The following is a 19,798-nucleotide window of genomic DNA, read 5'->3' as shown; positions in this document are numbered from 1 at the left end:
CCCGCCCCTCAGCGCTACAATGCCCGCCCTTAATATGGGGGCACTCCCCTAACCGCCTCACCGAGTGTGGCGAGTCTGACCTGTCATCAGAACGAGAAAATTATGTTTAAACCGGAACTCCTTTCCCCGGCGGGAACGCTGAAAAACATGCGTTACGCTTTCGCCTATGGCGCAGACGCCGTGTATGCGGGCCAACCGCGTTATTCATTGCGCGTACGCAACAACGAATTCAACCACGAAAACCTGCAGCTCGGCATTAATGAAGCCCATGAACTGGGTAAAAAATTCTACGTGGTGGTGAACATTGCCCCTCACAACGCCAAGCTGAAAACCTTCATTCGTGATCTGAAACCGGTGGTGGAAATGGGGCCGGATGCCCTGATCATGTCAGACCCGGGGCTTATCATGCTGGTGCGCGAAAACTTCCCGGAGATGGACATTCACCTTTCAGTACAGGCTAACGCCGTAAACTGGGCAACGGTGAAGTTCTGGAAACAGATGGGGCTGACCCGCGTGATCCTCTCCCGCGAGCTATCGCTGGAAGAAATTGAAGAGATCCGCACCCAGGTGCCGGATATGGAGCTTGAGATCTTCGTGCACGGTGCGCTGTGCATGGCCTACTCCGGCCGTTGCCTGCTCTCTGGCTACATCAATAAGCGTGACCCGAACCAAGGCACCTGTACCAATGCCTGCCGCTGGGAATACAACGTGCAGGAAGGCAAAGAAGACGTGGTGGGCAATATCGTGCATAAATACGAGCCTATCCCGGTACAAAACGTTGAGCCGACGCTGGGGATTGGCGCGCCTACAGACAAAGTATTTATGATCGAAGAAGCCCAACGTCCGGGTGAGTATATGACCGCGTTTGAAGACGAACACGGTACTTACATCATGAACTCGAAGGATTTGCGAGCTATTGCCCACGTTGAACGACTGACTCAAATGGGCGTGCATTCGCTGAAAATTGAAGGTCGCACCAAGTCCTATTACTACTGCGCGCGCACCGCACAGGTATATCGCAAAGCGATTGATGATGCCGCAGCCGGTAAACCGTTCGACCCGCAACTGCTGGAAACGCTGGAGGGTCTGGCACATCGTGGTTACACCGAAGGCTTCCTGCGCCGCCATACGCATGACGACTATCAGAACTATGAATACGGCTTCTCCGTTTCCGAGCGCCAGCAGTTTGTCGGTGAATTCACTGGTGAACGTAAAGGTGAACTGGCGGCAGTACTGGTGAAAAACAAATTCACCGTCGGCGACAGCCTGGAGCTGATGACCCCACAAGGCAACATCAACTTTACTCTCGAGCAGATGGAAAACGCGAAAGGCGAAGCAATGCCGGTTGCACCGGGTGACGGCTACACCGTCTGGATGCCAGTACCGGAGGATATCGATCTGAATTATGCATTGTTGATGCGTAATTTTGCCGGTGAGTCCACACGCAACCCGCATGCTAAGTAGTTAATTACGGTTATTTTTCAGCGTACGGAAGATTCTTAGAAATCGATCACATACCGTTTCGTTCATTAAGGGTATTATCTCCTCCGCTGAAAAACATAACCCATAAATGCTAGCTGTACCAGGAACCACCTCCTTAGCCTGCGTAATCTCCCTTACGCAGGCTTATTTTTTGCCTGCCGTTTAAATTCTCCGAGTATCCCCAATTCAAATCACTACTTTCAGGCGAAAAAAAACCGGGCATTACGCCCGGCTCATCGGTGATTAGAAATTAATGTGCTGCTTCGGGCTTGTGCTTTTGTGCACTCTGGAAGCCATAGGTCAGCTCATTTTTCTCTTTATCCAGCGCAACGGTTACCTGACCGCCATCAACCAGCGAACCGAACAGCAATTCGTTAGCCAGTGGTTTTTTCAGGTTATCCTGGACCACACGCGTCATCGGACGTGCGCCCATTGCGCGGTCATAGCCCTTCTCAGCCAGCCAGTCTCGGGCTTCCTGACTCACTTCCAGAGAGACACCTTTCTGATCCAGCTGAACCTGAAGCTCGACGATAAACTTGTCAACAACCTGATGAATCACCTCAGTTGAGAGATGATCGAACCAGATAATGTTATCGAGACGGTTACGGAATTCCGGCGTAAACACTTTTTTGATTTCGCCCATCGCATCAGTACTGTTGTCCTGATGAATCAGCCCAATCGATTTACGCTCGGTTTCACGCACGCCTGCGTTAGTGGTCATGACCAGCACCACGTTGCGGAAATCCGCTTTACGCCCGTTATTGTCGGTCAGCGTACCGTTATCCATCACCTGCAGCAGCAGGTTAAAGACGTCCGGGTGTGCTTTTTCAATCTCATCCAGCAGCAGTACCGCATGCGGATGCTTAATAACTGCATCTGTCAGCAAACCGCCCTGATCGAAACCGACATAGCCCGGAGGCGCACCAATCAGGCGGCTGACGGTATGGCGCTCCATATACTCGGACATATCAAAACGCAGCAGCTCAATGCCGAGTGCTTTGGACAGTTGTACCGTGACCTCGGTCTTACCGACGCCAGTCGGCCCAGCAAACAGGAACGACCCGACAGGTTTATGCTCGTGTCCCAGACCGGCACGGCTCATTTTGATCGCTTCCGTCAGTGCCTCAATGGCTTTGTCTTGTCCGAATACCAGCATTTTCAGGCGGTTGCCCAAAGTTTTCAGCGTATCACGATCGCTTTGCGAAACGCTCTTCTCCGGGATCCGCGCAATGCGGGCCACCACGGACTCAATATCCGCTACGTTGACGGTTTTCTTGCGTTTGCTAACCGGCACTAAACGCGCCCGCGCGCCCGCTTCGTCAATTACGTCAATTGCTTTATCCGGCAGATGACGATCGTTAATATATTTCACCGCCAGTTCGACCGCTGCACGCACCGCTTTGGCGGTGTAACGAACGTCATGGTGTGCTTCGTATTTCGGTTTCAGGCCGTTGATGATCTGCACGGTCTCTTCTACCGACGGCTCAGTGATATCGATTTTCTGGAAACGACGCGCTAACGCACGGTCCTTTTCAAAGATATTGCTGAACTCCTGATAGGTGGTTGAGCCTATCACGCGGATTTTGCCGCTGGAGAGCAACGGTTTGATCAGGTTAGCCGCATCCACCTGGCCGCCCGATGCCGCCCCCGCACCAATGATGGTGTGGATCTCATCAATAAACAGAATGCTGTTAGTATCCTGTTCCAGCTGTTTTAACAGCGCCTTAAAGCGTTTTTCAAAATCGCCGCGGTATTTGGTGCCTGCCAGCAGCGAACCGATATCCAGAGAGTAAAGGGTGCAATCAGCCATGACTTCTGGCACATCTCCCTGGACGATACGCCAGGCGAGACCTTCGGCAATGGCGGTTTTACCGACACCAGACTCTCCCACCAGCAACGGGTTGTTTTTTCTACGACGGCACAGGACCTGAATGGCACGCTCCAGCTCTTTGTCCCGGCCAATGAGCGGATCAATTCCGCCCACACGGGCAAGCTGGTTAAGGTTAGTCGTGAAGTTCTCCATACGGTCCTCCCCGCCAGCTTGCTCTTCATTATTCGGCTGATTACCAGAGTCAGAAGACTGACTTGGTTCGTCTTTGCGCGTGCCATGAGAAATAAAATTCACCACATCAAGGCGACTCACTTCATGCTTACGCAGCAGATAAGCCGCCTGAGATTCCTGCTCGCTGAAGATGGCGACCAGCACATTCGCGCCAGTAACTTCATTGCGCCCGGAGGACTGAACATGGAAGACCGCACGTTGCAACACGCGCTGAAAACTCAACGTTGGCTGCGTGTCGCGCTCTTCTTCACTGGCAGGCAATACGGGTGTGGTTTGTTCAATGAAGGCTTCAAGTTCCTGACGGAGCGCCACCAGATCCACAGAACACGCTTCCAGCGCTTCGCGGGCCGACGGGTTACTGAGCAAAGCCAGTAACAAGTGCTCGACGGTCATAAACTCATGTCGGTGCTCGCGCGCTCTGGCGAAAGCCATGTTTAAACTGAGTTCCAGTTCTTGATTGAGCATAGGCACCTCCCCCAATATTTATGCCTGCATTCAGGCTTTTTCCAGCGTACACAGCAACGGATGCTCGTTCTCCCTCGCATACTTGTTCACCATCGCAACTTTGGTTTCAGCCACTTCGGCAGTGAATACGCCGCAAATCGCTTTACCTTGATAGTGAACTGCAAGCATCAGTTGCGTTGCACGTTCTACATCATAAGAAAAGAATTTTTGTAACACGTCAATAACAAACTCCATCGGAGTGTAATCATCATTGATTAATATCACTTTATACATAGATGGCGGTTTTAGCGCGTCACGCAATTTATCTTCCGCCAGCAGATCGAAATCCAGCCAGTCGTTCGTCTTACCCATGGTCAGTTGTCATCTTCAGTTACGGTTTCCGGCAGAAAATCTTGCCGCTGACCAGCAGCCTATGCGCACAATCAATCTACCTCAAGTATTAGATAACTATCATCTATTAGTGCCATTCGCGACATCTGTCACATAACCGACAATAGCGTTAACTGCTTCAAATTTTGATGCATTTTTACCCTATTCCGGCTGCCTGGCGCTTGACGCCCCGCCTGATTTCTCTAAATTGTAATTTCGAGAGTTGGCGAGGTTTTGAACAGCCCCCACTCCGCCACCGGTTCATTCCATCTTACTTATATAAGATTTACGAAGGATGTCGAAGTATGGAAACGGGTACTGTTAAGTGGTTCAACAACGCCAAAGGGTTTGGTTTCATCTGCCCCGAAGGCGGCGGCGAAGATATTTTCGCCCATTACTCCACCATTCAGATGGATGGTTACAGAACGCTAAAAGCCGGACAGTCTGTCCAGTTTGATGTCCACCAGGGGCCAAAAGGCAATCATGCCAGTGTCATCGTGCCTGTCATTGAAGCAGAAGCTGTCGCATAAATAACTCTTCTGTTTCATTGTGTACATCCTGCAGTCAAAATGCCAGCCCTTGCGGCTGGCATTTTTATCTCTGTGGCATTATTCCCGCGCCAGAGCATCTACTGGATCCAGCCGCGCGGCATTTCGCGCCGGAAGCCAGCCAAACAAAATCCCGGTCGCGGTCGAGCACAGGAACGCCGTCAACAAAGCTACGGGTGAGAAACCGATTTCCCAGCCGGGCAGGAATAGCTGAAGCGTAAAGGCGATCAGCATCGACAAGCTAATGCCCAACGCGCCGCCAACCAGACACACCAGCACCGCCTCAATTAAGAACTGTTGCAGCACGTCGCTGGCACGTGCGCCAACCGCCATACGAATGCCAATCTCGCGCGTTCGCTCGGTCACCGAAACCAGCATGATGTTCATCACGCCAATCCCACCGACGACCAGTGAAATCACAGCCACCAGTGTCAGGAAGAGTTGTAATGTACGTGTGGTCTTTTCGGCGGTTTTCAAGACACCGTCCATATTCCAGGTGAAGAAATCCTTTTTACCGTGACGCAACGTCAGCAGCCGGGTGAGCTGCTGCTCGGCCTGGGCACTATCATATCCATCCTTCACCCGCACGGTGATCGAGTTCAGCCACGACTGCCCCATAATTCGCCCGGACATAGTGCTGTAGGGCAGCCAGACCCGCAGGATCTTGCTGCTGCCGAACATCGACTGTTTCTCTTCTGCAACGCCAATGACCGTGGCCGGCATATTTCCCACCAGCACAACTTCGCCGACAACTTTCGCTTTATTGGGGAACAACTGGCGCCGGGTATTACTGTCAAGCACAACCACCTGAGCGCGCCCTGCCAGTTGCTCCGCGTTAAAAGTCGTTCCTTCGCTAAACGTCATGCCATAGACGTTGAAATAGTCGCCGCTAACGCCGTTCGCGCTGGCTGCCACGTCAATATTGCCATAACGGAGCCGCAGGTTCTTCGACACCGCTGGCGTAACCGAACTGACCCAGGGCTGTTTCTGTAATGCCGTTAAATCGTCATATTTCAGCGACTGTTGATATTGTGGATCGTCGTCGCCGAAATCTTTGCCAGGATAAATATCGATGGTGTTAGTGCCAATTGCGCGAATATCAGCCAGCACCAGTTGCTTCGCCGCATCGCCTACTACCACTATGGAGACCACGGAAGCAATACCGATGATGATGCCAAGCATGGTCAACAGCGTACGCATTTTATTCGCAGCCATTGCCAGCCAGGCCATGGTCAGCGCTTCACGAAAACCGCTGACAAACTGACTCCAGCCGGACGCCGTTTTCACTGGTGGTTCAGTTATATCGGCTCCGACAGCAGGCTTATGCGACGGTGGATTGCGCACAATTTCGCCGTCACGAATTTCAATGACGCGTTCGGCCTGTGCGGCAACCTGCGGATCGTGCGTGACGATAATCACCGTGTGCCCGCGATCGCGCAGCTGATGCAAAATCGCCATCACCTCTTCGCCAGAATGGCTATCCAGCGCGCCGGTAGGTTCGTCGGCGAGGATCACCTGCCCCCCGTTCATCAGTGCACGCGCAATACTGACTCGCTGCTGCTGTCCACCGGAAAGTTGAGAAGGCTGATAATCAACCCTGTCGCCCAGACCCAGTCGCTGGAGTAATTCCTGCGCACGCGCCAGACGCTGCTTACGTTCGGTGCCTGCGTAGACCGCAGGCACCTCAACGTTTTGCGCGGCGGTCAAATGTGACAGCAAATGATAACGCTGGAAGATAAACCCGAAATGCTCGCGACGCAGTTGCGCTAACGCATCGCTATCCAGCGTGGAGACATCGCGTCCTGCAACCCGATACGTACCGCTGGTGGGCTTGTCCAGACAGCCAAGAATGTTCATCAGCGTCGATTTTCCCGATCCCGATGCCCCGACAATCGCCACCATTTCCCCGGCCTGAATGCGCAAGGATACGTCCTTCAACACCTCGACCAGCCCTTCGCCGGACGGGTAGCTGCGGCGGATATTGCTTAGTTCAAGCAATGCCGTCATTTTGCAACTCCTGCGTTGCCCTCGCCGGTGATGACTTCATCCCCCTCTTCCAGCCCTTTCACGATCTCCACATCGGTGTCATTACGCGCACCGATAACCACTTCACGTTCGCGGGTTTCGCCATTACGCAGCAGCCTGACGTTATAACGGTTATTGCCAATAGGATCGCCCAGCGCCGACAGTGGGATCGTCAGAACATTTTTGATATCCGTGAGTTGAATATGAACCTGCGCAGTCATATCCAGACGCAGGATCCCTTTCGGGTTAGGAACTTCGAAGCGAGCATAGTAGAAGATCGCATCATTCACTTTCTCTGGCGTCGGAAGAACATCTTTGAGCGTACCTTCGTAGCGCGTCTGCGGATCGCCGAGGACGGTAAACCAGGCCTTTTGCCCGGCATGCAGATGAATCACATCCGCCTCGGAAACCTGCGCTTTCACCAGCATGGTGCTCATATCTGCCAGCGTCAAAATATTAGGCGCCTGTTGGGCGGCAATAACGGTTTGCCCCTGCAGAGTGGTAATTTGCGTTACTTCGCCAGCCATTGGCGCGACGATGCGGGTGTAGTCAAGGTTGGTTTTGGCGGTATCGAGAGAAGCCTGATTACGTTTAATCTGCGCGTCGATGGTACCGATTTGTGCCTGTTTCACCGCCATCTCGGTCGCTGCCGTATCGAGATCCTGCTGCGAGACCGCCTGGGTTTTTGCCAGCTGTTGCTGACGGGAAAGCGTCACCCGCGCCAGTTTCCACTCAGCTTCAGCCTGTAAACGCTGAGCACGTAATTCCATCAGCGTCGCTTCAACCTCTTTGATCTGGTTTTGCGCCTGTTCAGGATCGATAACACCGAGCAACTGATCTTTTTTTACTTTATCACCGATCGCAACCGACAGCGTTTTTAACTGCCCACTGACCTGCGCCCCGACATCTACTTTACGCAACGCATCCAGTTTCCCGGTAGCCAGAACGCTTTGCTGCAGATCGCCCGGACGAACAATTAAGGTTTGATACTGAGGTAAAGGCGCATTGAGCGTTCTCCAAAGTGCAATTACTGCCACAATAATGATGATGGCGAAGAGAAAATAGCGCTTTTTGATTTTTCCCTTGAGCTTCATAAATGTCCTGGTTCCCCCAATACGCCCACCAGAGTGGACTGATAAACATCAACACTAAATTAACAGGCGTTGAAAAGTGCAAAGAATAACAGAGTTATTGATGAATGGTTAAGATCCGCTGTGCTGAAATTAGTACTAAGGTATCAATCGGATTTTAATTATGAGTCAGCTAACTGAAGGCACTTTTCTTTCCACTAAACCCATTACCAGCTTTGGCCTTTTTTACCGGCTTAGTAGCGGTCATTTACGCCCCGCCCATTGCTGGGATAAAAGGAGCTTTCGTCGTAAGTTTATCTGGCGCTCATTGTTGATACCTCATCTTACTCAGGAATGGATGACAGAACTCGCCCAATGGCCGGATCTTGAAAACCTGCTATCCCGCCAACCCCGACTGCCGGTGCGTTTACATCGTCCTTACCTTGCCGCAAACTTCACCCGTAAAATGCGTTTAGACGCGGTGCGTTTTCATTATCATGTTATCCGCCACGCATTTTTACCCGCAGAATTTAACGCCTTATTAAGCAATGATGGCTTACAGCTGGCGCAAATTGAAGGCAAAGATGACGACGTATTTAACGTCACCATGATGATGTTGCCGGTACTGGATAAAGAGGGAGAAAGTACCATTCAGGTACAAAATGGCGACGGAGACGTACTGACTAAAATGACGTTTACGTTCTGCGAATATAATGGCAAAAGGACATTATTTATTGGCGGTGTGCAGGGCAATGCGCAACTTCCTCACGAAGCAATACAAAAAGCGACCAAGTCCTGTCACGGGATATTTCCAAAACGTATTGTGATGGAAGCCATTTGCCGGTTAGCAGAACGATTGAATATTGATAATGTTATGGCTGTCAGCAATGAACAGCATATCTTTCGCAGCCAACGCTACCACGATAAAAATAAGATCATTCATTCCGACTACAACGCATTTTGGGAATCAGTTGGCGGCGAGTGCGACAATCTCGGTTACTACCATATTCCACGCACAATCGCGCGGAAAAGCGAGGCGGAAATTGCCAGTAAAAAACGCGCGGAATACCGCCGTCGCTATCAATTACTGGATGCAATACACGCCCAGCTATCCCAACTATTTCGCCACTAATCCGCTCTGCCGCGTGCCAGCCACAGCACGCGGGAAAACATTTTCCGCAGCAGCGTGGGCACCGCGTCAACGCCGCGCCTTCCGGCTTCCATCGCCACCTCAATGGCCAAATCCGGTTTTGATGAACGGTGAATCGCCTTCGAGATAATTTTGCGCATATTCATGGGCACGTTTTCCGGAATTTGCGCCACTCTGTGAAAGACGTCTGCAAACCCCTGGCGATACATAAAGTGTTCCATGTCCAGCGCGGGAAGCATGGTTAAATGATCGCGCTCTTCTTCTCTGTCGTTATTCAACAAACCGCGCACGGTAGCCGCATACTTTTTCCCGGCCTCATCACCGTCGACCAGCACATGCCACTCAATACCCATCCGACGGGCAAACTTCACCAGCGGCTTCAGGCCGGACTGGGCAAATTCAATAACTTTAATACCTTCCGCATCAAAATGGTGCCCGCACTGGCGAGCCAGTTCATTGATAACCCAGGTTTCCGTTTCACCTTCCACCAGCAGCCAACAGCGGGCAAACAATGACGATGCACGATTAAAACGAATATGAAAGGCAATACGACGACCGTCTTCAGCGCTGATCCCACCCGGCCCCAGCCGCCAGGCGGCGACGCGAGAGGACTCACGCACCAGACGGACAACGTGTTCCACGGGCGTCAGGGACAGTAGTTCGCCGGAGTTAGTGGTTGCCACCCGCTGCAGAGGGAGTAGATTCAGCAGGTGCCAGGCGACCGACAGCATAATAGGATGTAAACGTGTTTCCGGGTCTTCAACCAGCAGTAAAGGCCGGGCGTCTTTATCCAGTCTCAGCGTTCCTTTAGCTTGCAACAGCGTTGAAAACAGTCCCAACAGGATCACCCGGTGTGTGCGTCCGCCAGGTTTATCAATCATACGGTTAATAATATCCAGATAACGCCAGCTACGTTGTTCGTTATTGGAACGACGACGCATCAGCCGATAGCGCGCCTGGCCAGAACCCTGCTCAGAAAAGTAATGTTCCAGCAGTTGTACCATGGCCGATAGCCCCTGACGTATTTGCCCATCGGTCAGGTTTTGCGGTCGGGTAGCCAATTCGCGCGCCAGAAAATCCAGTTGCCGCGCTGTCACTTCGATTTCCGCTGAATCCGGCACCGTACCGTTGCGGATCCGTCGCATAAAACGGGCATCGCGCAAGCGCAATACCGGCATCAAACGTACGAGGTGTCGCGCCTGATCGTTAATATCGTCGAGGGTTAGCGGATGGCCCTCGCCGTCAAGAAAACTGCGTAACGTCAGAACACTACCGTCATCAGCACACTCACCTTCCAGACGATAGAAAATACGGTGATAGCCATCCTGGCACGGCGTCCAGCAGGCTTCCAGAGGACGATAGCGACGCACCCGATGACGGCCCGGCTGAGACTCACGAAACGTCAGGATAATATGCAAATGATGTTCCCGGCCCTGTATATCGCCCGGTGGGAACCAGAAATCTTCGCGGTCAAAGTGGTACAAATCAGTTTCCGGCGACAGCAACAAGGTTAAGGCATCCAGCAGACTGGACTTACCCCACGCGTTCTCACCAATCAGCACGTTGCTCTGCTCCAGCATCAGTGACAGACGGTTAATACCACGAAATCCAACAATCTCAACGCGTTCGAGAATCATATAGCCTCCGGAAATGCTAACTTTTTCCTTCAAGTTATCAGGAGTATAACGGCAAGCGGCGCTCAGGACACCCGATATCATCAGGAGGTTAATCGTAGGACCCCATAATATAAGAATATTCTTCTTATGTTTTACCTTGAATATTATTTCCGGACTCAATCATCGTCTTTTGTTAATTGAACTATGCTTCATTCATCCAATATTCAAAAAGGAATCACAACATATTGCCTTAAATCAAATTTTTTCATCAATTTAACTGGCGAAGGGATGATGTTTTTTTCTAAAATACCCGCTCTTTCATCATCGTCCCTTTTAGCGATGAATTACCGGGCGAGAAACACGAACCCGGAACTTTTAATTGAGGTGGTTATGTTCAGGAAATTAGCAGCCGAATTCTTCGGTACGTTTTGGCTCGTCTTTGGTGGGTGCGGCAGTGCAGTTTTGGCAGCCGCATTCCCGGAGTTGGGTATTGGGTTTGTCGGTGTGGCATTGGCGTTTGGTCTGACCGTACTGACTATGGCATTCGCGGTAGGTCATATTTCTGGTGGACACTTTAACCCAGCGGTAACCTTCGGTTTATGGGCTGGCGGCCGATTCCCGGCAAAAGACGTTATTGGTTACGTTATTGCTCAGGTTGTTGGCGGTATTGTTGCCGCTGCGGCTCTGTATCTTATTGCCAGCGGTAAAGCGGGTTTTGATGCAACAACCAGTGGTTTTGCCTCGAACGGCTTTGGTGAACATTCTCCGGGCGGTTATTCCATGCTTTCTGCCGTAGTGATTGAAATTATTCTGACCGCTGGTTTCTTATTAGTGATCCACGGCGCGACCGATAAACATGCTCCGGCAGGTTTTGCCCCCATTGCAATTGGTCTGGCGTTAACCTTGATCCACTTGATCAGTATTCCGGTTACCAACACGTCGGTGAACCCGGCGCGTAGTACCGCTGTCGCCATCTTCCAGGGCGGCTGGGCATTACAACAATTGTGGTTCTTCTGGGTTATGCCGATTATCGGTGGGGTCCTCGGCGGTCTTATTTACCGCACTCTGCTGGAAAAACGCGATTAATCGCTAACAAAAAAGGCCTGGCGTAAGTCAGGTCTTTTTTATCCTCTCTATATTTCCTTTTATTTGCAACTTTACTCCCCTCTTTGCTTTGAGTAGTGTGTGCTGGCGCATTTCGTCTTACTTCTCAGCAAGGATCTGATTTTCATGTTTTCAGGGCTGTTAATCATTCTGGTTCCCCTTATTGTGGGCTACCTTATTCCGCTTCGGCACAGGGCTGCATTAAAACTCATCAATCGCCTGTTAAGCTGGATCGTTTACCTTATTCTCTTTTTTATGGGTATCAGTCTGGCATTTCTGGATAATCTCGCCAGCAATCTGTTAGCCATTCTTCATTATTCTGCCGTCAGCGTGACGGTCATTTTGCTGTGTAATATTGCCGCACTGTTCTGGCTGGAGCGCTCGCTGCCCTGGCGACACAATCATAAGCAAGAAAAGCTACCTTCGCGAATCGCAATGGCGTTGGAGTCTCTCCAGCTGTGTGGCGTTGTCGTCGTGGGTTTCCTGCTCGGCCTCACCGGTATTTCCATTCTGCAGCACGCCACCGAAGCCAGCGAATATACGCTCATATTTTTACTGTTCCTCGTGGGTATTCAACTGCGCAACAGCGGCATGACCTTAAAGCAAATCGTGCTGAATCGCCGGGGGATGATTGTGGCGGTGGTCGTCGTTGCCAGTTCGATGTTGGCGGGGATTATCAATGCGTTGATTCTCGACCTGCCGATGAAAACCGCGCTGGCGATGGCATCAGGTTTTGGTTGGTACTCCCTGTCCGGTATTCTGTTGACCGAATCGTTCGGACCGGTGATTGGTAGCGCCGCTTTCTTTAACGATCTGGGTCGAGAACTGATCGCTATTATGTTGATTCCAGGCCTGGTCGGTCGCAGCCGCTCTACCGCGTTAGGGCTATGTGGCGCGACATCAATGGATTTCACCCTGCCCGTATTACAACGTAGCGGCGGTCTGGAAATGGTTCCCGCAGCCATCGTTCACGGCTTTATCCTGAGTCTGTTAGTGCCTCTGTTGATGGCCTTTTTCTCCGCCTGATACACAGACAAATACCTCTCTGGCGGTAGTCAGCTACCGCCAAAATTGCGCTAAATCAATCTCCCTGCAAGTTGTAGCAGAAATCTCTTTTATCCCTTCGCGCACAGGCATAACCTAAAACATGTATATCAAATATAACTTTAAAAGGTGTGACCATGTTTTGTGTGCAATGTGAACAAACCATCCGTACTCCGGCAGGAAACGGCTGCTCTTACGCGCAGGGTATGTGCGGTAAAACGGCCGAAACCTCCGATTTGCAGGATCTGCTGATTGCTGCCCTACAAGGTCTGTCTGCATGGGCTGTTAAAGCACGTGAATACGGCATCATCGACCATGAGGTTGATAACTTTGCGCCGCGTGCATTCTTCTCCACGCTGACTAACGTAAACTTCGATTCCCCGCGTATTGTTGGCTACGCGCGTGAAGCCATCGCCATGCGCGATGCCCTGAAAGCACAATGCCTGAATATCGACGCGAACGCAGCGGTCGCTAATCCGATGGCCGATCTACAACTGGTCAGCGATGATTTAGGCGACCTGCAACGTCAGGCGGCTGAATTTACCCCAAATAAAGATAAAGCAGCCATTGGCGAGAACATTCTCGGCCTGCGTCTGCTGTGCCTGTACGGCCTGAAAGGTGCCGCTGCCTATATGGAACATGCGCACGTTCTCGGCCAATACGACAACGCTATTTACGCGCAGTACCACAAAATCATGGCGTGGTTGGGTACCTGGCCTTCCGATATGAACGCTCTGCTGGAGTGCTCAATGGAAATCGGCCAGATGAACTTCAAAGTGATGAGCATCCTGGATGCTGGTGAAACCACGAAATATGGCCACCCGACCCCGACTCAGGTCAACGTTAAAGCAACCGAAGGTAAATGTATTCTGATCTCCGGCCACGACCTGAAAGATCTGTACAACCTGCTTGAGCAAACCGAAGGGACCGGCGTGAACGTCTATACCCACGGTGAAATGCTGCCGGCGCACGGCTACCCGGAACTGCGTAAGTTCAAACACCTGATCGGTAACTACGGCAGCGGCTGGCAGAATCAGCAGGTTGAATTCGCCCGCTTCCCAGGTCCAATCGTGATGACCTCTAACTGCATCATCGACCCAACCGTTGGCGCTTACGATGACCGTATCTGGACGCGTAGTATCGTCGGCTGGCCAGGTGTGAGCCACCTTGAAGGTGACGATTTCGGTCCGGTTATTGCTCAGGCGCAACAGATGGCTGGCTTCCCGTATAGCGAAATTCCGCACCTGATCACCGTTGGTTTCGGTCGCCAGACCTTGCTGGGTGCTGCTGATACGCTGATTGACCTGGTCAGCCGCGAAAAACTGCGTCATATCTTCCTGGTGGGCGGTTGTGACGGCGCACGCGGCGAACGTAACTACTTCACCGACTTCGCGACCAGCGTGCCAGACGACTGCCTAATCCTGACCCTGGCCTGTGGTAAATACCGTTTCAACAAACTGGATTTCGGTGATATTGAAGGTCTGCCGCGTCTGGTGGATGCCGGTCAGTGTAACGATGCTTACTCTGCCATCATCCTGGCGGTAACCCTGGCTGAGAAACTGGGTTGTGGCGTGAACGATCTGCCGCTGTCTCTGGTGCTCTCCTGGTTCGAACAGAAAGCGATTGTTATTCTGCTGACCCTACTGTCGCTTGGCGTGAAAAATATCGTTACTGGCCCGACTGCACCTGGTTTCTTCACGCCAGACCTGCTGGCAGTGCTCAACGAGAAGTTTGGTCTGCGTTCCGTAACCACTGTTGAAGAAGACATGAAGCAACTGCTGAGCGCGTAAGGAGTAAAGAATGACAATGCCAACTCATCAGTGCCCATGGCGGATGCAGGTTCATCACATCCATCAGGAAACGCCGGATGTATGGACAATTTCGTTGCTGTGCCACGACTATTATCCGTACCGCGCCGGGCAGTATGCACTGGTCAGCGTACGTAATTCAGCGGACACGCTGCGTGCTTACACTCTTTCTTCGACGCCGGGCGTTAGCGAATATATTACGCTGACTATCCGCCGGATTGACGAGGGTGCAGGTTCACAGTGGCTGACCCGCGACGTGAAACGCGGCGACTATATCTGGCTGTCCGATGCCATGGGTGAATTCACCTGTGAAGATAAAGCAGAAGACAAGTTCCTGATGCTGGCAGCCGGCTGCGGCGTTACGCCAATCATGTCAATGCGTCGCTGGTTGGCAAAATACCGCCCGCAGGTTGATGTGCAGGTGATCTTTAACGTTCGTTCGCCGCAGGATGTCATTTTTGCTGACGAATGGCATGAATATCCGGTGACGATAGTCGCTGAAAACAACGCCACTCACGGCTTTGTTTCTGGTCGACTGACTACCGAACTGCTGGAAAGCGTGCCAGATCTGACTTCGCGTACGGTAATGACCTGCGGCCCGGCGCCGTATATGGATCTGGTCGAAAAAGAAGTGAAAGCGCTGGGCGTGACGCGCTTCTTTAAAGAGCAGTTCTTCACCCCAGTGGCAGAAGCTGCCACCAGTGGTCTGAAGTTCACCAAACTGCAGCCGGCGAAAGCGTTTTACGCGCCGGCGGGTAGCACGCTGCTGGAAGCACTGGAAAGCAATAAAGTCCCGGTTGTCGCTGCCTGTCGTGCGGGCGTTTGCGGCTGCTGCAAAACCAAAGTGGTTGACGGTAACTACACGGTCAGCAGCACCATGACGCTGACCGACGCGGAAATCGCTGAAGGGTATGTGCTGGCCTGCTCCTGTCATCCGCAGGGTGATTTAGTGCTGGCGTAATTCGCTGACCTCTGATGTACAAAAGGCTGCCAGGCTCAACCGGGTAGCCTTTTTTTTATGCTGACAGGCGCTGCAAAATTCCGATTTTTCCCCCGCTTCGACAAAATTTTTCCTTCATCCCACAATTTATCGACCACACTTACTCTGCACTGATTAAGCAATATTCCCGACTACCACGTCGAACTTTCTACAAGGACCCCCATGAAAAAAGTGGCCATCGTCGGCGTCGGTCCCACCGGAATCTATACGCTTCATGCCCTGGTGGAACGTGGTGAACCGCTGGAAATAGAGCTTTATGAGCAAGTTGAGGAAGCAGGCGTCGGCATGCCTTACAACAGCGACAACAACGCAGACTTCATGCTGGCAAATATAGCCAGCATTGAGATCCCACCGATTTATATCAGTTATCTGACGTGGCTACAGAATCAAAGTGATGACTATCTGGCGCAGTTTAGGATTGAACGGACGTCTCTGCATGAACGGCAATTTTTACCCCGCGTGATCCTCGGTGACTATTATCGCGATCGTTTATTCGCTATCGTCGAGAAAGCGCGAGGCTCAGGCTTCACGATTAGCATAAACGAATCAAGCGAAGTCACCGACCTGCGCGCAAACCCGAATGGCGTCTCGCTGTGGATCAATCATGCTTCACAGCCAGTCGAGGTGGATTTCGCCGCCATTGCCACCGGTCATCTGTGGCCTGAAACGGATGTACAGACGCGGAAGTTTTTCCCCTGTCCGTGGACCGGTCTGATGGATGTACAGATTAGCGCTTGCCGGGTGGGAATTCTTGGCACCTCGCTCAGCGCGATTGACGCGGCGATGGCCGTGGCCTGCCAACACGGAGCCTTCACTACCGGGGCTGATAACGCACTCCAGTTTATCTGTAAATCCGACAGCCAAAGCCTGAAGCTGACCCTGATGTCGCGCAGCGGCGTGCTGCCTGAAGCGGATTTTTACTGCCCTCTGCCCTATGAATCGTTGAATATCGCAACGCCAGAAGCAATTGAAGACGCCATTGCCCGTGGGCAAAAAGGATTACTGGACCGTATTTTCCGGATTATTGCGCAACAATTACAAGATGCCGCTCCACAGTGGAGTCGAGAGATAGCACTTGAGGAACTTAATGCCGATACATTCCCAGAGGCCTACTTTGCCGACAGGCTCGAGCACGATCCTTTTGAATGGGCGAAGCGCAACCTGATTGAAGTTGAACGCAACAAACAGGAACAGCGCACCGTTGCGTGGCGCTATACCCTGCTACGACTACACGAGGTTATCGAAGAGATCGTCCCACATCTTGATCCGCTTGATGAAAAACGCTTTAAGCGAGGACTGGCGCGCGTATTTATTGATAACTATGCGGCAATCCCTTCTGAATCAGTACGCCGACTGCTGGCGCTCCACGACGCCGGACTGATTGAGATCCTCACACTTGGTGCGGATTATGAGCGCACGAATGCACAGGAAATGACGGTAATTTATCACCACGGCCGACGCAGCGAATTTGATGTGTTTATTGACGCCCGAGGGCAGCGGGCATTGCAGAGCAAAGATATCCCTTTCCCAACGTTACGCGCTCAGTTGCTGGCCTGTGGCGATAAGATCCCGGATATCGGTGAAGATTACACGCTGCAAGCGCCAGAAAATGCCCGCAACCGCCTTGCCTTTGGCGGGTTGCCGTGGTTAATGCACGATCGTCCCTTTATTCAGGGTCTGGTGGTTAGCGCTGAGATAGGCGCCGCGATGGCAAAGGCACTGACGCAACGTGCGCAAAGGCGTCGGCACAATCTGTGGGACACTGGCGAGCTGGATGAGTAAATGGATTTAATGGCGAGGCGGGCAAAATGTTAACGCGTTGCTGCCTCAGTATTGACGCTCAGATAGCAAACTACCGCCAGGTCGAATTCCCGGCAATGGAAAAAAGCCCGGGAAACCTTTCGCTATCAGCATGCCGCTGATGCCATCAATACCCGCGAACAGTTTATGCAGCCCATGAAACAGCATCAGTCAACCGACAGCAAGGCGTAACAAAAACTTGCCAAAACCCGCATGATCCCGCATCCAGTTAACTGTATTTAATAGTTTTATAACCATTTGAATTTATTACTTGTTTCACTATGTGCAATTAACAAACTACAGTTAATACAGATTAAATGAAACCTGCCGGAAATAAGGGGTAATGAGAAGCATAACGATTATCTTCATCTAAACTTGTAACCGGTATCACATCAGAGGAGAAGGAAAACCATGAAACAAACGGTTGCCGCTTTTATTGCTAAAACACTCGAACAAGCTGGCGTAAAACGCATTTGGGGTGTAACGGGTGACTCACTCAATGGCCTTAGTGACAGCCTTAATCGTATGGGAACAATTGACTGGATGCCAACCCGTCATGAAGAGGTTGCGGCCTTCGCCGCGGGCGCTGAAGCACAGTTATCAGGCGAGCTGGCTGTCTGCGCAGGCTCGTGTGGACCCGGAAACTTGCACCTGATCAACGGCCTGTTTGATTGCCACCGCAACCACGTCCCGGTGCTGGCGATTGCCGCGCATATTCCATCCAGTGAAATAGGCAGCGGTTATTTTCAGGAGACCCACCCGCAAGAGTTGTTCCGTGAATGTAGCCACTATTGCGAGCTGGTGTCCAGCCCTGAGCAGATCCCCCAGGTGTTAGCTATAGCTATGCGTAAAGCGGTGCTCAACCGTGGCGTCTCCGTGGTGGTATTACCCGGCGACGTGGCGCTGAAGCCCGCCCCTGAAAGCGCCACCACGCACTGGTACCATGCGCCGCTCCCGGTAGTCACCCCGGAAGAGGAAGAGCTGAGAAAACTGGCGCAACTGCTGCGCTACTCCAGCAACATCGCCCTGATGTGCGGCAGCGGCTGCGCCGGTGCGCATAAAGAGTTGGTTGAGTTTGCGGCTAAGATCAAAGCCCCGATCGTGCACGCTCTGCGCGGGAAAGAGCATGTTGAGTACGACAACCCTTACGACGTGGGTATGACCGGGTTAATTGGCTTTTCATCCGGCTTCCATACCATGATGAATGCCGACACGCTGATTTTGCTCGGCACCCAGTTCCCCTATCGCCCGTTCTATCCCACCGACGCCAAGATTATTCAAATTGATATCAACCCTGCAAGCATTGGTGCGCACAGTAAAGTTGATATGGCGCTGGTAGGCGATATTAAATCCACCCTCCGCGCCCTGCTGCCTTTGGTGGAAGAAAAAACCGAGCGGCAGTTCCTGGATAAAGCGCTGGAACATTATCGCGAAGCACGCAAAGGGCTGGATGATTTAGCCAAACCCAGTGATAAAGCCATTCACCCGCAATATTTGGCACAACAAATCAGCCACTTCGCCGCTGACGACGCCATCTTCACTTGCGACGTGGGCACACCAACGGTTTGGGCGGCGCGCTATCTGAAAATGAACGGCAAACGCCGCCTGATCGGCTCCTTTAACCACGGGTCGATGGCCAATGCCATGCCGCAGGCACTCGGCGCACAAGCGACTGAACCGGGACGTCAGGTCATCGCCATGTGTGGTGACGGCGGCTTTAGCATGCTGATGGGCGATTTTCTGTCGGTGGTACAAATGAAATTGCCGGTGAAAATTATTGTCTTCAACAACAGCGTGCTGGGATTTGTAGCGATGGAGATGAAGGCTGGTGGTTATCTGACCGACGGCACCGAACTGCACGACACGAATTTCGCGCGGATTGCCGAGGCCTGTGGTATCACGGGCATTCGCGTGGAGAAATCTTCAGAGGTTGATGAGGCGCTGCAAAGGGCGATGTCAATTGACGGTCCGGTGCTGGTCGATGTGGTGGTGGCAAAAGAAGAGCTGGCGATCCCGCCGCAGATCAAGCTCGAACAAGCCAAAGGTTTTAGCCTGTATATGCTGCGCGCTATCATCAGCGGACGCGGTGATGAAGTGATCGAACTGGCGAAAACTAACTGGCTCAGGTAAAACATCCTTATTAAACCACACACAAAATCATTCATGATGCATCAAGGCGGCAAGCCCGAAAATCCCCAGGAGCATAGGAATACTATGTGACTGGGGTTTGAGGGTGCGGCCAACGGCGAGGCAGC

Annotated in this window: 14 protein-coding genes and 1 pseudogene; 9 read left to right on the top strand and 6 right to left on the bottom strand. The window is 52.1% G+C overall.

Features of this window, described 5'->3' with window-relative positions:
- The first annotated feature begins 102 nt into the window (after positions 1 to 102).
- The gene (gene yegQ / locus NMD08_RS09585; protein WP_151219777.1) at positions 103 to 1,464 is read left to right on the top strand and encodes a tRNA 5-hydroxyuridine modification protein YegQ; all 1,362 of its coding nucleotides are present in this window, start codon (positions 103 to 105) and stop codon (positions 1,462 to 1,464) included.
- Between the two features lie 268 nt (positions 1,465 to 1,732).
- On the opposite strand, the gene clpA is transcribed toward yegQ, so the two are convergent.
- Positions 1,733 to 4,009 carry an ATP-dependent Clp protease ATP-binding subunit ClpA gene (clpA, locus tag NMD08_RS09580; protein WP_187253378.1) on the bottom strand — a complete coding sequence of 759 codons (2,277 nt, stop codon included), beginning with the start codon at positions 4,007 to 4,009 and terminating at the stop codon, positions 1,733 to 1,735.
- A 30-nt stretch (positions 4,010 to 4,039) separates the two neighbouring features.
- Positions 4,040 to 4,360, bottom strand: a complete 321-nt coding sequence (clpS, locus tag NMD08_RS09575; protein ID WP_151219778.1) for an ATP-dependent Clp protease adapter ClpS — start codon at positions 4,358 to 4,360, stop codon at positions 4,040 to 4,042.
- Positions 4,361 to 4,683: 323 nt separating this feature from the next.
- Between clpS and cspD the strand changes: the two genes are divergently transcribed.
- Complete coding sequence (cspD, locus tag NMD08_RS09570; protein ID WP_003036813.1) at positions 4,684 to 4,908, top strand: cold shock-like protein CspD; 225 nt, start codon at positions 4,684 to 4,686, stop codon at positions 4,906 to 4,908.
- A 78-nt stretch (positions 4,909 to 4,986) separates the two neighbouring features.
- Here the strand turns inward: cspD and macB are convergent, their stop codons facing one another.
- On the bottom strand, positions 4,987 to 6,933 hold the full coding sequence (gene macB / locus NMD08_RS09565) for a macrolide ABC transporter ATP-binding protein/permease MacB (protein WP_151219779.1): 1,947 nt from the start codon (positions 6,931 to 6,933) through the stop codon (positions 4,987 to 4,989).
- Positions 6,930 to 8,045: a macrolide transporter subunit MacA gene (gene macA, locus NMD08_RS09560; RefSeq protein WP_187253379.1), complete on the bottom strand. Its 1,116-nt coding sequence runs from the start codon at positions 8,043 to 8,045 to the stop codon at positions 6,930 to 6,932. Before macA ends, macB begins: the two co-directional genes overlap by 4 nt.
- Before the next feature lie 160 nt (positions 8,046 to 8,205).
- Between macA and NMD08_RS09555 the strand changes: the two genes are divergently transcribed.
- Positions 8,206 to 9,153, top strand: coding sequence for a VirK/YbjX family protein (locus NMD08_RS09555; RefSeq protein WP_370620036.1), 948 nt, complete (start codon positions 8,206 to 8,208; stop codon positions 9,151 to 9,153).
- Here the strand turns inward: NMD08_RS09555 and NMD08_RS09550 are convergent.
- Positions 9,150 to 10,808, bottom strand: coding sequence for an ATP-dependent endonuclease (locus NMD08_RS09550; RefSeq protein WP_151224705.1), 1,659 nt, complete (start codon positions 10,806 to 10,808; stop codon positions 9,150 to 9,152). The genes NMD08_RS09555 and NMD08_RS09550 overlap by 4 nt on opposite strands.
- Before the next feature lie 369 nt (positions 10,809 to 11,177).
- On the opposite strand from NMD08_RS09550, the gene aqpZ reads away from it, so the two are divergent.
- The 5 genes from aqpZ to NMD08_RS09525 all read left to right on the top strand — a co-directional run bounded on the left by aqpZ (position 11,178) and on the right by NMD08_RS09525 (position 17,525).
- A complete protein-coding gene (gene aqpZ, locus NMD08_RS09545) occupies positions 11,178 to 11,873 on the top strand; it encodes an aquaporin Z (protein WP_151219783.1) in 696 nt (231 codons plus the stop codon).
- 144 nt (positions 11,874 to 12,017) lie between these two features.
- Complete coding sequence (locus NMD08_RS09540) at positions 12,018 to 12,917, top strand: lysine exporter LysO family protein (protein WP_286544305.1); 900 nt, start codon at positions 12,018 to 12,020, stop codon at positions 12,915 to 12,917.
- Between the two features lie 155 nt (positions 12,918 to 13,072).
- Positions 13,073 to 14,725 (top strand): hydroxylamine reductase, encoded by a 1,653-nt coding sequence (gene hcp, locus NMD08_RS09535; RefSeq protein ID WP_151224706.1) that lies wholly within the window; start codon positions 13,073 to 13,075, stop codon positions 14,723 to 14,725.
- 10 nt (positions 14,726 to 14,735) lie between these two features.
- A complete protein-coding gene (gene hcr / locus NMD08_RS09530) occupies positions 14,736 to 15,704 on the top strand; it encodes an NADH oxidoreductase (protein WP_370620033.1) in 969 nt (322 codons plus the stop codon).
- Between the two features lie 201 nt (positions 15,705 to 15,905).
- Complete coding sequence (locus NMD08_RS09525) at positions 15,906 to 17,525, top strand: FAD-NAD(P)-binding protein (protein WP_370620031.1); 1,620 nt, start codon at positions 15,906 to 15,908, stop codon at positions 17,523 to 17,525.
- Between the two features lie 102 nt (positions 17,526 to 17,627).
- On the opposite strand, the pseudogene NMD08_RS09520 reads toward NMD08_RS09525, so the two are convergent.
- Positions 17,628 to 17,801 (bottom strand): annotated as a pseudogene (locus tag NMD08_RS09520) (DoxX family membrane protein); the annotation flags it as partial.
- Between the two features lie 153 nt (positions 17,802 to 17,954).
- On the opposite strand from NMD08_RS09520, the gene poxB reads away from it, so the two are divergent.
- Positions 17,955 to 19,673 carry a ubiquinone-dependent pyruvate dehydrogenase gene (gene poxB / locus NMD08_RS09515; protein WP_151219788.1) on the top strand — a complete coding sequence of 573 codons (1,719 nt, stop codon included), beginning with the start codon at positions 17,955 to 17,957 and terminating at the stop codon, positions 19,671 to 19,673.
- Positions 19,674 to 19,798 lie beyond the last annotated feature (125 nt).

Source organism: Citrobacter meridianamericanus, from assembly GCF_041320245.1.
In the GTDB taxonomy this organism is placed as follows: Bacteria; Pseudomonadota; Gammaproteobacteria; order Enterobacterales; family Enterobacteriaceae; genus Citrobacter; species Citrobacter meridianamericanus.
Note: the sequence above shows the minus strand (reverse complement) of the source record. Positions and strands in the feature narration are given on the sequence as shown.